Source organism: Yoonia sp., assembly GCF_017854415.1.
GTDB lineage: Bacteria > Pseudomonadota > Alphaproteobacteria > Rhodobacterales > Rhodobacteraceae > Yoonia.
Genome location: NZ_JAFMHR010000017.1, coordinates 17,228 through 31,552, shown reverse-complemented (window position 1 = coordinate 31,552; position 14,325 = coordinate 17,228). Strand labels below are relative to the sequence as shown.

Annotated in this window: 14 protein-coding genes and 1 tRNA gene; 5 read left to right on the top strand and 10 right to left on the bottom strand. The window is 55.6% G+C overall.

What is annotated here, in order from left to right; translation table 11 throughout:
- Positions 1-305: 305 nt before the first annotated feature.
- Genes QZ197_RS03655 through QZ197_RS03645 form a run of 3 tightly spaced genes read left to right on the top strand, consistent with a single transcriptional unit; the run spans position 306 to position 2,607 of the window.
- Positions 306-569: a DUF3489 domain-containing protein gene (locus tag QZ197_RS03655; protein ID WP_296430173.1), complete on the top strand. Its 264-nt coding sequence runs from the start codon at positions 306-308 to the stop codon at positions 567-569.
- Positions 569-979, top strand: coding sequence for a DUF2924 domain-containing protein (locus QZ197_RS03650; RefSeq protein ID WP_296430171.1), 411 nt, complete (start codon positions 569-571; stop codon positions 977-979). The genes QZ197_RS03655 and QZ197_RS03650 overlap by 1 nt, the downstream gene beginning before the upstream one ends.
- On the top strand, positions 979-2,607 hold the full coding sequence (locus QZ197_RS03645; RefSeq protein WP_296430168.1) for a recombinase family protein: 1,629 nt from the start codon (positions 979-981) through the stop codon (positions 2,605-2,607). The genes QZ197_RS03650 and QZ197_RS03645 overlap by 1 nt, the downstream gene beginning before the upstream one ends.
- Positions 2,608-2,789: 182 nt before the next feature.
- Here the strand turns inward: QZ197_RS03645 and QZ197_RS03640 are convergent.
- The 5 genes from QZ197_RS03640 to QZ197_RS03620 form a co-directional block, all read right to left on the bottom strand.
- Positions 2,790-2,864 (bottom strand) — tRNA-Gln (locus QZ197_RS03640).
- 64 nt (positions 2,865-2,928) lie between these two features.
- Positions 2,929-4,215 (bottom strand): mechanosensitive ion channel domain-containing protein, encoded by a 1,287-nt coding sequence (locus tag QZ197_RS03635; RefSeq protein ID WP_296430165.1) that lies wholly within the window; start codon positions 4,213-4,215, stop codon positions 2,929-2,931.
- 51 nt (positions 4,216-4,266) lie between these two features.
- Positions 4,267-5,100, bottom strand: a complete 834-nt coding sequence (gene kdsA / locus QZ197_RS03630; RefSeq protein WP_296430178.1) for a 3-deoxy-8-phosphooctulonate synthase — start codon at positions 5,098-5,100, stop codon at positions 4,267-4,269.
- Positions 5,100-6,650, bottom strand: a complete 1,551-nt coding sequence (locus tag QZ197_RS03625; RefSeq protein ID WP_296430161.1) for a capsule biosynthesis protein — start codon at positions 6,648-6,650, stop codon at positions 5,100-5,102. Before QZ197_RS03625 ends, kdsA begins: the two co-directional genes overlap by 1 nt.
- Complete coding sequence (locus QZ197_RS03620; RefSeq protein WP_296430158.1) at positions 6,628-7,287, bottom strand: ATP-binding cassette domain-containing protein; 660 nt, start codon at positions 7,285-7,287, stop codon at positions 6,628-6,630. Before QZ197_RS03620 ends, QZ197_RS03625 begins: the two co-directional genes overlap by 23 nt.
- 226 nt (positions 7,288-7,513) lie before the next feature.
- On the opposite strand from QZ197_RS03620, the gene QZ197_RS03615 reads away from it, so the two are divergent.
- The gene (locus QZ197_RS03615) at positions 7,514-8,095 is read left to right on the top strand and encodes a uracil-DNA glycosylase family protein (protein ID WP_296430153.1); all 582 of its coding nucleotides are present in this window, start codon (positions 7,514-7,516) and stop codon (positions 8,093-8,095) included.
- A complete protein-coding gene (locus QZ197_RS03610) occupies positions 8,092-8,868 on the top strand; it encodes an SseB family protein (protein WP_296430151.1) in 777 nt (258 codons plus the stop codon). Before QZ197_RS03615 ends, QZ197_RS03610 begins: the two co-directional genes overlap by 4 nt.
- Here QZ197_RS03610 and QZ197_RS03605 read toward each other — a convergent pair.
- The 5 genes from QZ197_RS03605 to mreC are packed head-to-tail and all read right to left on the bottom strand — an operon-like array spanning position 8,865 to position 14,325.
- The gene (locus tag QZ197_RS03605) at positions 8,865-9,797 is read right to left on the bottom strand and encodes a glyoxylate/hydroxypyruvate reductase A (RefSeq protein WP_296430150.1); all 933 of its coding nucleotides are present in this window, start codon (positions 9,795-9,797) and stop codon (positions 8,865-8,867) included. The two genes, QZ197_RS03610 and QZ197_RS03605, sit on opposite strands and share 4 nt — an antisense overlap.
- Entirely contained in the window at positions 9,797-10,936 is a 1,140-nt protein-coding gene (gene rodA, locus QZ197_RS03600; RefSeq protein WP_296430147.1) for a rod shape-determining protein RodA, read from the bottom strand. Before rodA ends, QZ197_RS03605 begins: the two co-directional genes overlap by 1 nt.
- Positions 10,933-12,873 (bottom strand): penicillin-binding protein 2, encoded by a 1,941-nt coding sequence (gene mrdA / locus QZ197_RS03595; protein WP_296430143.1) that lies wholly within the window; start codon positions 12,871-12,873, stop codon positions 10,933-10,935. Before mrdA ends, rodA begins: the two co-directional genes overlap by 4 nt.
- Positions 12,870-13,409 (bottom strand): rod shape-determining protein MreD, encoded by a 540-nt coding sequence (locus tag QZ197_RS03590; RefSeq protein ID WP_296430141.1) that lies wholly within the window; start codon positions 13,407-13,409, stop codon positions 12,870-12,872. The genes mrdA and QZ197_RS03590 overlap by 4 nt, the downstream gene beginning before the upstream one ends.
- Positions 13,402-14,325 (bottom strand): rod shape-determining protein MreC, encoded by a 924-nt coding sequence (gene mreC / locus QZ197_RS03585; protein ID WP_296430139.1) that lies wholly within the window; start codon positions 14,323-14,325, stop codon positions 13,402-13,404. Before mreC ends, QZ197_RS03590 begins: the two co-directional genes overlap by 8 nt.

The following is a 14,325-nucleotide window of genomic DNA, read 5'->3' as shown; positions in this document are numbered from 1 at the left end:
TCGTGAATCATGACGACAAACCAGCATCAAGGCAATTAATGGGTCCTGAGCCTAGAAAATTCTAACACGCTAATGTCTGATATGGACGTTGGCTCCCGGCAATGTTGGGGTTGCAGCGAATATAGGCTCTCTGCCCAAAACACCCAACCAACAAGGCTGCTGCTCATGTTGTCTGCGTTGTTTGGACTGGACTTCCGAGCACCGTGGAGCCGTACTGATGAAGCAGTCATCACGCCCGGTAATTTCCGGGCTCCACTCGGTACAAGGCGCCGGATCAGTCGCCGCCTGGAGAGTGGAGAATACGTATGCCCGAAAAACCCGGAAAAACCTTGGCGCGCAAGAATGCGCAGACAGCGCGCAGGCCTCAGACTCGACATGAACAGCTGCGCAGGCTGCTAAGCCGTAAATCTGGCGCAACGATCACCCAGATCCAGAAGGCATTCGTCTGGAAGCCCCACACAGCGCGCGCGGCGATTTCGGCGCTTCGGAAAGCAGGAAGCCGTGTCGAACGCATCGCGACAGAAAAGGGATCTGTCTACCGGATTGCTGATCGGGGTGAGGATGCGTGATGGACGGCAAATGCAATAAGCTGGCTGGACAGATTGGAACAATCGATACTCTCGATCGCGCCGAATGCCTGGAACGCTGGCGCGAGGTCTTCGGCCGCCCGCCACCCAAATACCTCTCCGTGCAGTTTATGCAGCGCGTCCTGATATGGGAAAAGCAGAGCAGGGGGGTGGGCGGCGTCTCGGCCAAAACTACAAGCCGCCTGAAACAAATCGCATCCGGCAAAACAGGGTCAACCATGGCCAAGCCAGGTTCCCATTTGGTCCGCGAATGGAACGGTCGAACGTATCAGGTCGAAGTGACGGACAGGGGCTATGTGATGGACGGCAAGACCTGGCGGTCTCTGTCAGCCGTTGCCAAGCACATTACAGGCGCGCACTGGTCTGGGCCGCGCTTCTTTGGAGTGCAATGATGCGCCGGATCCGCTGCGCCATCTATACCCGCAAGAGCTCTGAAGAGGGTCTGGATCAGGACTTCAACTCGCTCGATGCGCAGCGGGAGGCCTGTGAGGCCTATATTGCCAGCCAGAAGCATGAAGGCTGGGAGTTGCTGCCAGAGCACTACGATGATGGCGGGATCTCTGGTGGGCATCTGAAGCGCCCGTCACTGCGGCGGCTCATGCAGGCGGTGGATGAAAAGCGTGTCGATCAGATCGTTGTTTACAAGATCGACCGGCTGACCCGGTCACTTGCAGACTTTGCCAAGCTCGTGGATAGACTGGATCACGCCGATGCATCGTTCGTTTCTGTGACCCAGAGCTTCAATACAGCCACCAGCATGGGGCGGCTCACGCTGAATGTGCTTCTGAGCTTTGCCCAGTTTGAGCGTGAAGTCACAGCGGAACGCATCAGGGACAAGATTGCAGCCTCCAAGCGCAAGGGGCTCTGGATGGGTGGCAATGTCCCATTGGGCTATCAGGCGGATGGCCGAACGCTGAAGATTGATCAAGGCGAAGCGAAGACAATCAGGGCGCTCTACGATCTCTATATGGAGCATGGCGTGATCCGAGCGGTGAAAGAGCGCGCAGAGGAATTGGGCCTCAAGTCACGACGGCGGGTTCGCGGGGCAGGGCGCGTATCCGGCGGGCAGCCTTTCGACCGAGGCCACATCCATCACATCCTGACCAACCCTATCTATGCGGGACGCATCCGGCACAAGGTGCAGGTCTATGAAGGGCAGCATCCGGCGATCATCGAACCTGCGGTTTGGGAACAGGTGCAGCAGATGCTAATAGACGGGGCAGCAAAGGCCCGCGGGATGATAGGCAAAGCCACGCGGTCACTTTTGGCCGGCAAGCTCTTCGATGAGACCGGTGACCGGTTGACGCCGAGCCACAGCAAGAAGAATGGCAAACGCCTGCGTTACTATATCTCGCACAGGCTGGTGAAAGACCGGAGCCGGAAGCATCCGGACGCCTGGCGTCTACCGGCCGAACAACTGGAAGGGCTGATTGTTGATTTGGTCAGAGAGCGGCTGAAGCGCCACGATATTGCGGCGTGGCTCGTCTGTGATCTGCCGGCGTCAGAAACAATGGCAACATTGGCAAAACTGGAGACCGCCAAACAAACAAAGCAATGCCTGGCATTGATTGACCGCGCTGATATCTGTCCGGGCACACTAACTGTTCACTTGCGCCAAGAGGAAGTAGCAAGCTTGCTTGCGTACAAACCGGATCGCATTAATCCGACAGCGCTGATCCTCGAAACTCCCTTCAGGATGCGCAGGCGCGGCGTTGAGTTGAAGCTGCATCTGGGTGATGCGCCGCGGGAGGTCGATCGGACACTCGTACAGAACATCGTGAAAGCCCAACGCTGGATGGTGATGATTATTGATGGAAAGACTTTTGCAGAGATCGCGCAAGCCGAAGGCACCTCAAAGCGCCGGGTGCAAGATGTCATCGATCTCGCCTTGCTCGCGCCGGACCTCCTTGATGCGATTGCAGTGGGAGAACAGTCTGATGGCCTGACCTCTGACTACCTGATCAAGTCAGGTGTCCCCGCAGTCTGGTCTGAACAGCGCGCGCAGTTCGCCCGGCTGTAAGATAGCACCTCCAACACTCCACCAAACGCGTACCGCCGAAATCGCAAACAGAGACTGCGGGCCAGAATTAGCCAGTTTTGTGCTCACGTTCGCGTCTCTGTCGGAAACCGCCCGTAATAAGGGCCCATAAACGCGCCACAAAAGGGCGGAAGGCTCTCGCGGCTTTAAATCGGAGGAATGGCTGGCTGGGGTGGTAGGATTCGAACCTACGGTACATGCTACCAAAAAGCATTGCCTTACCGCTTGGCTACACCCCATCAGCGTGGGGGTGAATACTGCGAAGGGAGCGGCTGTTCAAGCCCTGTTTGCAAAGAAATGCGCCTATTCCTTCAGGCTCTCTTCGCGCAACAAATCTTCGGTGCTTTCTAGGCCGCGTTCTGCGTCCACAATCCGTTCCAGATATGCATCATCAGTCGCGTTAACTTCCCCGACTAGGGTACTTTCGCGAAGCTCGATCGGCTTTTCGATCCTCTCGCGTTTGATCTCGATCGCCTGTGTTGCATCGGGAATTACAATGCCTGCGGCTTGAATCGCCAGCTTCACTTGGCGAATAGCTTCGCCCTTGGCCAGCACGATTGAGGTTTCGTTTTGATCAACCCAACCTGTGATGACCAGTTCAATGCCAGTGGGGCTCAGTGCTTCGATCCAGATTTGAGCCGCCGGTTCCGTCAGAACAAAAGGTAAGTTTTGCACGGTTTGCGCGACTAAATTACGGGTTTCTTGTAAGTCGGCATCGCGTTCGACCATGATCGAAAACATAAAGCGCCGTTCTGCGTTCTTTGTGTAATTGATGATCCGGCTCTTGAAAACGACGGCGTTGGGAATGCGGATGTGATTGCCATCAAACGACAAAAGAATCGTCGCGCGGCTTGTCAAACGGATGACCTTGCCGACGTCACCGTTGATCTCGACCGTGTCATTGGGGCGGAACGGCTGCCGGAACGAAAGCATTACAGAGGCGATAAAGTTCTCCACGGTGTCACGCACGGCAAAACCTAAAGCCAGACCAATAATGCCCGCTGCGCCCAAGATCGTGCTGAGCAGTGCAGTGGCGTTCATGATATCCAGAGCAATGATGATGCCCAGAATAACGAAACTGATTCTCAAAAGCTGGCGGTATATGTCAGCGACAAAGGCATTGGGGGCCAGACGTTCCCAAGGTTGACGCAGCCTTGCAATAGCAAAGCCTGCAATCACGACCAGGCCGAAGATGACTGCAGCCACCAACGCCAGCGGTAAAAAGACGATAGCCTGATCAACGCGTGCCCGAAAACGGTCCATTGCCGGGTCAAGCCTGCGCACCAGGTCAGTCGTTTCGGTGACTTGATTGCGGACCGCGACCACGCCTTCGACACGCGCCGCAAGCGGGTCAAGCAAAGTGGCATCAAGGCTGGACGTTGTTGTCCCTCGCAATGTAACCACACCTTCGTTCACGGTGACGGTTACGTCTTCGTAAATTTCCAGCTCAGTCAGGATTTCGCGTATGCGGATGGCGATCGCGGCGTCCTGTTGCGCGGAATTATCGGTCGTGATCGGGCCAGAGGCCTCTTGCGCAATGCTGGGCAAGGCGTAAGCGAGAAACAGAATCAGGGTAAGCAAAAGACGCATGGCAATCATCCACAAAGCAATCCGTCATCCATAGCAGGTCAAATCAGTCTGTCACACCCGCAGCGGGTCGGCCTTTGCCAAACGATCAAAACCCATCAGGCTTTTGATGACGGCGTCCATTTGATCCAATGGGATCATATTGGGCCCGTCAGAGGGGGCGTTGTCGGGGTCTTCATGTGTTTCAATAAAGACGGCCGCAATGCCCAACGACACAGCTGCGCGCGCCATCACAGGGGCAAACTCGCGTTGCCCACCTGATGAACCGCCCATACCGCCGGGTTGCTGGACCGAATGGGTCGCGTCCATGACCACTGGATATCCGGTCTTGGCCATTGTGGGCAGCGACCGCATGTCGGCGACCAATGTGTTATAGCCAAACGAAGACCCGCGCTCTGTTAGCATGATGCGCTTGTTGCCAGTGCTTTCAATCTTTGCGACGACATTGGGCATGTCCCATGGGGCCAAAAACTGACCCTTTTTGACGTTGATAACCGCGCCAGTTTCGCCCGCCGCCAGCAACAAGTCCGTCTGGCGGCACAGGAAAGCAGGGATTTGCATAATGTCGCAGGTGGCTGCAACGGTCGCGCAATGCTCTGGCGCGTGGATGTCCGTCAGGACAGGGCAGCCGATGCTGTCTTTGACGGATTGCATGACCTTCAGCCCTTCGTCCATGCCAAGGCCGCGTTTGCCGCCTAGTGACGTGCGGTTGGCCTTGTCATAAGACCCTTTGAAAACAAATTGCGCGCCGTGGGCGGCGCAGACTTCGGCCATTTTTCCGGCGATCATCTGAGCATGGTCGATGCCTTCAAGTTGGCAAGGTCCCGCGATCACCAAAAGCGGAAGATCGTTGCTGACGGTCAGAGCGCCGATATTAAATTCATGCATCAAGAGCTTACCTGTTCGCGAAGGATTGAAGCCGTCAATGAAATCATCAGGTAGATACCTGCGAATATGATAAAGGCCAAAATCGTGTTTTCAAATGCGCGCGGATACGCTGCTGCATCGGGGATCACCGGCCGCACACTTTGCGACAGATAGCGGACTTGCCGGTTTGCTTCAATGCGGGCAGTTTCCATTTGGGTGAGGGCCTGCTGCACCATGACAGTTTGAAAACTATAGTTTTCTTCTGCGGTGCGCAGTTCTGTGTTACGGGCTGCCAACGAAGTCTGATCACCGGCGCCGCCAGTCAATTGATCGCGCAGATCCGAAATAAGGTCATTGATGTTGTTGATCTGGGCGCGCAAAGATTCGACCTGTACCGCGCTTGGGCGATCAACATTCAGGCGTGACTGCAACACGAGATCAAGGCGCTGGCGTTCGCTTTCAAGTCCGTTGATTTGCGCCATCCGCGCCGAAGATTCGCTGCCAGGATCAATTTGGCGTACGTTTTCCTGGATAGACAGCCACGTGGCAAGGGCCTCTGCCCGTCGCGCCTCTGCGTCCTCATAGCTGGCTTGCGCACCTGACATCTGATCTGCGCGCAGTCGGCTTGTCAGTTGATCGACTTGTTCTTCGGCATACCCGATCAGGGCTTGCGAGAATTCATAGCTCTTTTGCGGATCAGGGGCGATCACCTCCATCCGGATGAGCCCCTCTGTAGGGTCGTAACTGATGCGCACGTGATCCGCGAATACGCCAAATGCGTCTTCGTTAGTGGCGTTTTGGGGAAGACGTTGCAAAGCGTCTATTGATGGGTCGCTAAAGTGGTCTTTGAAGCCATGATCAGCATCTAGCCGCAGCATCGCTTCGCGTGACGCCAAGTAGGATTGCACGGCGATGCTGTCTTGTTGCGTCGCCATTGAAGTGCCTTGGAACATCGTGGCCAAACCAGCGGCACCGCCGCCTTGGGGTTGCGCCTGCTGGATCACGATTTCAGCGTTTGTGGCGTACATTGGCGTCGCCAAATTGTAGAAATACCACCCGACCATAAAGGTTGGCAAAAAGATAAAGACGGCCAATCGCGTGAACAATAGCGCGAGCTTGCGCTGTCTGCGCCGTGCGATATCAAGCTGGATCTGGCGAATTTCCGAAGCATTACGCTCGCTCGCGCTGGCGCTTGTCTGCGCGGGCAGCTTAAACGTACTTTCGGTCGTGTCAGGCAGCTGAATTCGCATCTTTTTGCCAGATGCCTTACCCTTGTTTGGGTTGACCAAATCCACAACAGAACTGCGTTGAAACGGGTCGATGTCTGCCGCACGCAATTGGCGCACAGCGTCATAATCCGATGAGGCCTCGATGCCGTTCTTGACCGCGACCCGACGGGCCAGACGCAATTGACGTGCTGTCAGTCCTTCTTTGCTTATAGCGTCGATTTGTTCGGCATGCGTCGGTGCTTTGGGTGCGTCAGGGGCAGGAGCCGCCGCATCCGCTGTGGGGGCGTCGTCAGGTGCACGGCGGCGGACGTGAAAACGTTTAATCGTGGGTTTGGTAGTCATAAAGTGCGCGCGCCTCCTCTAATCTGTCGAACATATGTAGCTGCCCATTCTTGAGGACTGCGGCCGTCTTTGCAATCCGCTCTAACGTGGCGGGTTGATGGGACACAATCACAACAGTCGCCTTTTCCAAACGTTCGCGCAAAATTTCGCCCGCGCGGCGGTTGAATTCGACATCCGCAGACGCGGGCATGCCTTCGTCAATAAGATAAATATCGGAATCGAGGGCAAGCATCAGCGCGAATGTGAATCGCGACTTCATCCCTGATGAATAAACGCCGACAGGTTGATCAAAGTATTCTTCTAAACGACACAACCACCGGCAAAACGCTTCGACATAATCAGGATCAAGACCGTAAAGCCGCGCAATGTAGCGGCTATTTTCCATCGCCGATAACTTTGCGTTAATTCCGCCGGTGAACCCCAAAGGAAAAGACACACGGCATGTGCGCGTAATTGTTCCTTCGTCAGGTTTTTCCAAGCCCGCCATCATGTTGATCAGGGTCGTCTTGCCAGTGCCATTGGGCGCTAAAATGCCTAAGGACGTCCCGAGCTTCACCCGAAAAGACGCACGGTCAAGAATGACCTTGCGCTGGGTGCCCGTCCAGAACGATTTGCTGACCGAAGAGAACTCCAGCATTTTGACCCTATTTTTGTGCACGACTTACGAGACTAGTCATATAGCAGGAATGTCTTAACATCCCTTCTTTATGGTCCATACCGTGATATTGCGGCATGATTATAGCGACAATCGCGTGAACGTTGCAAAAGTCCATCTTGTAGGACGTACCTGTCACACTGCAGCTATGCTATCTTTACTCGAAACGAGCATTGACGAATGGGGCAACTGAAATGGTTTACGTGACGTGACCCTGCGCGAAGAGATCGAAAATTGCCGTATTTGCGCGGAACGCTTTGCTGCGTCACACACACGCCATCGCCCACGACCGGTTGTTTGGTTTACTGAAAGACCCCGCATTTTGATCGCAGGCCAAGCACCCGGCATGCGCGTTCACGCGTCCGGTAAACCCTTTGACGACCGCTCCGGGGATCGGCTGCGCGATTGGCTGGGTATTGGGTCAGGCGCATTCTATGACCGCGCAAAGATTGCGATTGTGCCAATGGCGTTTTGTTTTCCGGGGTATGATGCAAAGGGCGCAGATTTGGCTCCGCCCAAAGTTTGCGGCGCGACTTGGCATGACCGCGTGATGCAGCAGTTGGGCGACGTGCCTTTGACGGTCATCGTTGGTGATTATGCGCAGCGATATCATCTGGGCGCAAAAACCGGTGTCACGGCTACGGTTCAAGGCTGGCGCGACTATGCACCACGTGTCTACCCCTTGCCTCATCCGTCGTGGCGCAATACCGGATGGTTAAAGAAGAACCCGTGGTTTGCAGATGAATTACTGCCAGACCTGCGCGCCCAAGTGAAAGATGTTTTGCGATGACCGACCTTGATGAAGCCCACGCCCTGATGGAAGCCGCCCCCGAAGATGATAACGCGCGTTTGCGGTTTTACGAACGTCTGGCTGATACCGAACTGTTTATGTTGTTGGGCGAAGAGGCCGCAGGCGATCAGGTTTCCCCAGAGTTGTTCGAAATCGAAGACCAGCGCTTTAGCCTTGTTTTTGACCGCCAAGAACGCTTGTCGCAGTTTGCCGGACGCGTGGTGCCTTATGCGGGGCTATCAGGCCGTGCATTAGCAGAAATGCTGCACGGCCAAGGGATCGGTCTTGCGTTAAACCTTGAGGTGGCACCTTCCGCGATGCTGATCCCTGCCGAAGCTGTCGATTGGTTGGTGCAAACGCTGTCGAATGCGCCGTCCGAAACAGAGGCGCGCATTCGCGAGGTGTCCCCCCCCGTCGGACTGCCAGAAGCCGTAATTACAGGACTGGATCGCAAGCTGGCTATCGCGGCTGGGCTTGCGCGATCTGCGTATCTTGCGGCGGCCACCTACGAAGATGGATCGCGCGGGCATGTGTTGGCATTTGTGGATGCCGTTGAAGGTTCCGAAAACGCGCTTGCATCAGCTGCCAGCGAAGCGCTGACCTTTTCAGGGATCGAGGCAGGGGTGATGGATGTGCTGTTCGTCAAAGCAAGCGACCCGTTTGCGGCCTATCTGGCTAAGGTCGGGCTACGTTTCGATCTGCCAGAAACGCATACAGCACAAGCACCAGGCGCGCCGGGGATGGATCCGGCTAATCCGCCAAAGCTGCGTTAGTAACCCAAACTCCGATCAACGAGATAGTGAAATGGCTTTCCAGCCTCGCCGCGTGCGATGTTGTCGGCGATCACGCTCGCGGCGGTTTCAGGCCGCGTTGTCGAAGCGATATGGGGTGTGACCGTGACTTGCGGATGCGCCCAGAACGGGTGGTTCTGGGGCAGGGGTTCGGTGCGGAATACGTCCAGCGTTGCATGTGCGATTTGACCGCTATCAAGTGCGGCAACAAGAGCATCATCATCAATCAATGGCCCGCGGCCCGGATTGATCACAAACGCACCACGCGCCATTAAGGCCAGTGTTTCGGCATTCAGCATGTTTTCGGTTTGCGGTGTTTGTGGCAACAGCAGAATAACAATCTGCGCGTCCGTCAGTGCCTGCATAAGACCGTCATCACCGTGCAGACAGCGTATGTTGGGGATGTCTTTGGTGGCGCGGCTCCAACCTGTCACGGGAAACCCAAGTTGGTGTAGCGCTTGCCCACAGGCCGCACCCAAAGCACCAATGCCAAGGATCGTGACAGGGCGCTGGGCCGCCACTGGTGGAAAGCTGTCGTCGCGCCAAACGCCGTCTTGTTTGGTGATGTGGGTGTCCATGCCAAGGTGATGACGCAAGGTGTGACCCGTGACCCATTCGATCATACCATTGGTTAGGCTGTGATCGACCAAACGGCACAGTGGTTGGGTCAAAGTCGGGTTGTCTACGACGGTTTCAACACCTGCCCAGAGGCTCATCACTGCTTTGGTTTTTGTGTAAGGGGCGAAATCGCGGACCGGACCAGTGGGGGCAAAAACGATATAGTCGACATCCTCGGGTGCATGTTCGCGCGCTAGCTTCACCTGCAAACCGGCTTGTTCGAAAGCAGCGTTCAGCGGCCCTTCATATTCATCCCAAGCATCGGGACGTGCGGAAAACAGAACGTTGAGCATTATCTAGGCCTATGTACATGCGCGCTTTGGACCAGACCAAAGGCAACCAAAAGAACAAGCATCGCAGAGCCGCCATAACTGACCAGCGGCAAAGGAACACCAACAACAGGGGCAAGGCCCGTGACCATCGCCATATTGACAGCGAAGAAAAGGAAAAACGTCATTGCGATGCCAAGGGTGAGCAGTGAAGCGAAACGGTCGCGATTGCCCAACGCGGAAATGACGCAAAATAGGATGATCAGCAGATACAGGATCAGCAGGGTAAACGCGCCAACAAAGCCGAACTCTTCTGCCAATGTCGTAAAGATAAAGTCGGTGTGTTTCTCAGGTAGAAAGTTCAGCCGCGACTGTGTGCCTTGCATGAAACCGCGTCCCGTCCAACCGCCGGACCCCAGCGCGATCTTGGCCTGCGTGATGTGATAGCCCGCACCAAGCGGGTCATTGGAAGGGTCCAGAAACGTATCAATGCGGCGGTATTGGTAGTCTTTGAGCAACTGCCACGTCGTGCCACGGCTTTGGAACACGGCAACAATCGTGCCGACACCTGCGGTCACCACTGTCGCGAAATAAGCCCAATGCACACCAGCCAAGAACATGATCGCAGCCCCGCCGATCAACAACAAAAGCGCGGTGCCAAGGTCCGGCTGGCTTAAAACCAACATTGTCGGCAAAAGAATAAAAATAACCGGCAGCATGACCCACAAAGGATGCGAAGTCTTCTTGTTGGGTAGCCAGTCATAGTAGGCTGCCAAAAACATCACGAGCGTAATTTTGGTCAGTTCTGAAGGCTGCAATCGCATAAAACCAAGGTCGATCCAACGCTGCGCGCCCATACGAACTTCGCCGAAAAACTCTACCCCTAACAGCAATAGGATTGATCCAGCATAAGCTACAAACGCCATATTTCGCCAAAACCAGATCGGCACCATCGCAACGGCCAGCATCAAGACCATCCCAAGGACAAAACGCTTCATCTGGGGTTCGACCCACGGGGTGGTTGACCCGCCAGCGACTGAATACAGCATCACGAAACCTGCACAGGCAACCGCAACCAGCAGCATGATAATTGGCCAATTCAGGTGCAGAACCTTGCGGATCCCTGTCGGGACAAATTTGGTGTTGTGCTCAAGATAGCTCATACGCGGCTGCGACCTTTGGCACCCGGTGGAATGCGGGCTTCGATCCGGCGCTGTTGCTCTGCGATCTTGTCACGCACATCAGATGGATAAGCCTCAAGTGGAGGGGGGCCACCGTATTGAGCTTGCAGCAAGATATCGCGGGCAATCGGTGCTGCGGCAGCCGATCCGCCGCCGCCATGTTCGACCACGACAGACACCGCATAACGCGGATTGTCGTAAGGCGCGTAGCCCACGAATAATGCGTGATCGCGGCGTTCCCATGGCAGGTCTTCGTTTTTGGTCACACCTGCGGCGCGTTCTTCTGGCGTAATGCGGCGCACCTGACTGGTGCCGGTCTTACCTGCCATCTTGTGCGCATCGTCGGTGATCCGTGACCGGTAAGCCGTGCCGCGTCGGTGATTACACACATCATTCATCGAGGCGCGCACGCGACGCAGTGTGTTTTCGTTGATGCCAAGGCTTTCGCCCAAACCGGACGGTTGTGCTTCGCCGTCGATTAGCCGGATCAAGCGTGGTGTCACGACCCGTCCAGTGGCAATACGGGCGGTCATGACCGCCAACTGCAACGGTGACGTCAAAACATAACCTTGCCCAATAGACGCATTGACCGTATCGCCAATACGCCAGTCCTCATCGCGCACCCGCGACTTCCAGTCTTTGTCCGGTGCAAGACCTTCGGCAACTGCCGACAATGGCAAATCATGACGCACACCCAAACCCAACTTGCGGGCCATTTCGGCCATCTTGTCGATTCCGACGCGCTGGGCGATCTCATAATAATAACAGTCGCAGCTTTGTTTGAGGCTTTCGTGCAGGTTGATATTGCCGTGCCCGCCGCGCTTCCAACAGTGAAAGCGGATGTTAAACACGTCAGTATAGCCGGGGCAGTAGACAGTTTCATCTGCAGCAACGACGCCTGCCTCCATCGCGGCCATAACAGTGACCATCTTAAAGGTCGATCCAGGCGGATAGGTGCCTTGCACGGCCTTTGCAGCCAGTGGGCGATATTTGTCTTCGTTCAGTGCCGTCCAGTCAGGCACCGAAATGCCGCGTACAAAAAGATTGGGATCAAAGGCAGGGGCCGACGCAATGGCGCGCAAATCGCCATTCTCAAGATCGATCACAACGGCACCACAGGATTCGCCGTCAAGCCGCGCTTGGGTATAGCTTTGCAAACGACTATCGAGGGTTAGTTGGATATCTTTGCCCGGATCGCCCTCTTTTCGGTCAAGTTCGCGCATGATCCGGCCTGCGGCGTTCACTTCAATCCGGCGGTTGCCCGCACTGCCGCGCAGCGTTTGTTCCAGCTTGTTTTCCGCGCCAGTCTTGCCGATCTGGAATTTTGGAATTTGAAGCAACGGATCAGGATCATCAATCCGACTAAGGTCATAGTCGCTCACTGGACCGACATAGCCGACCACATGCGCCAGATCAGCGCCCCATGGATAAACGCGGCTCAGGCCAACCTCGGCTTGAATGCCGGGCAGGGCGGGGGTGTTCAGGTTGATCTGCGCCACGTCTTCCCAGCTCAGGCGATCTGCAATCGTGACTGGCACAAATGGCGAGCGGCGTTTCATTTCTTCCATCGCGCGGGCAAGGTCATCGGGATCAATATCGACGATCTCGGTTAGTTTGGCCAATACTTCGCCGACATCACCGGCGTCCTCGCGGACCATGACGACACGGTAGTTCTGTTCATTGTCTGCAATCGGGATGCCGTTGCGATCAAAGATGAGGCCGCGTTCGGGTGCGAGAAGGCGAATGTTGATGCGGTTTTCTTCGGCCAGCAGTCGAAACTGGTCAGCTTGTTCGACTTGCATAGACCGAAGCCGCCACCCCAAAACACCGACAACACCAAGCTGTGCCGCCCCAATAACGAGGGCGCGGCGACCAATCGTGCGGACGCTTTCGATGTTATCCTTGGCGGGACGTTTCATAGCAAATGTCCTTTGCTGCCAACTTCGCCGGGTGCGGTGCGGGTCACACCAAACACAAAATGCGCGACAACCAAAACGACCGGATAGATGGCAATCGTTGCGATCATCTCAAGAAAGGTAAGCCCGAGCGGCGCTTGGGGCAACATCACGACTGCAATGACCAATCGATTTACGATGGTGATCGCGCAAATACCCACTGCAATTGTACCCCATTCCACCAAGAATGGCATATCGCGAAAGTCGCGGTTTTGGCGGCGGATCACCTCGGTCAAGATAACAACCAATGCAGCCCACAGTCCCGGCGGGCGCATAAATAAGAAATCCGTCATCAAAAAGAAAATAGCGATAGTTGGCACCGGCAAGTAGGACGGCTTGCGCGCAACCCAAGCCAATGTCACGGCCAAAAGCAGATCGGGCGCAGCCCAAACCGGCGGTCGCATGTCACGCGGCACAAGGTCTATGACGATAAACACAAAGGCCAAAAGGGCGAAAACGCCGCGATTGATCCATGTTTTGCGGTCTGCACCTTCAGCCATCACTCACCTCGATAGACTGCAAAGACACAGGATTGATGGCGGCAGGACCGAAGAATTCCGCCTCGGGGGTCAGAAGTTCATTCGGGTCTGGGATATCTTCATGCGGTTGCGACCGCAGGACGCGTAAGAATTCCAGACGTTGATAGTCGGCAGCCAAGCGCACGCGCAGGCGCTCGTCCGTCCCCAAGGCCACTTGCCCAACCAACAAGTCCGCAGGAAAGACGCCGCCATCGCCAGACGACACCACGCGGTCACCCGGGCGGACAAGGGCCGTATCGCCCAAAAATTCGATCGGTGGGTTCAGTGAATTGTCGCCCGCAAGGATCGCCTTTTGCCCGGATGGTTGGATCGTTACAGGAATCCGGCTTGAGGTGTCGGTCAAGAGCATCACACGGCTTGTTTCATTCCCGACGCCAGCGATACGGCCCACAAGCCCGATCCCGTCCATTGTCGGCCAGCCATCCAAAATACCATCGCGTGCGCCGACATTTACCAAAACCGATTGCCGAAAAGGAGAGCCACTGTCGGTGATAACCACGCCAGTGACAAAGGTGAGTTGCGGATCAAGGCTGACGTTATTGAGGTCCAACAGCTTGGCGTTTTCTTGTTCCAACTGCAAAGCGGCCTCTTTCCAGGCTTTCATCTGCTGTAACTCGCGGCGCAAGTCTTGGTTTTGGGAGCGCAACTGTTGGTAGCTTTCAAAGTCACTAATTAGATTGGCGGCACCGGTGATCGGGGCCATCGCCCAATCGAAAGATGGAACAACCGTATCAATCGCTGCTGCGCGAAAACGTTCAACACGTGGGCTATCGATACGCCAAAGCAGGAATAGACCCAACAAGGCCAAGACCAAAACCCCGACCAGCAATCTGCGGATCGGACCAATATAGTCTTCGTTGGGCTTATCGCGTGCCAA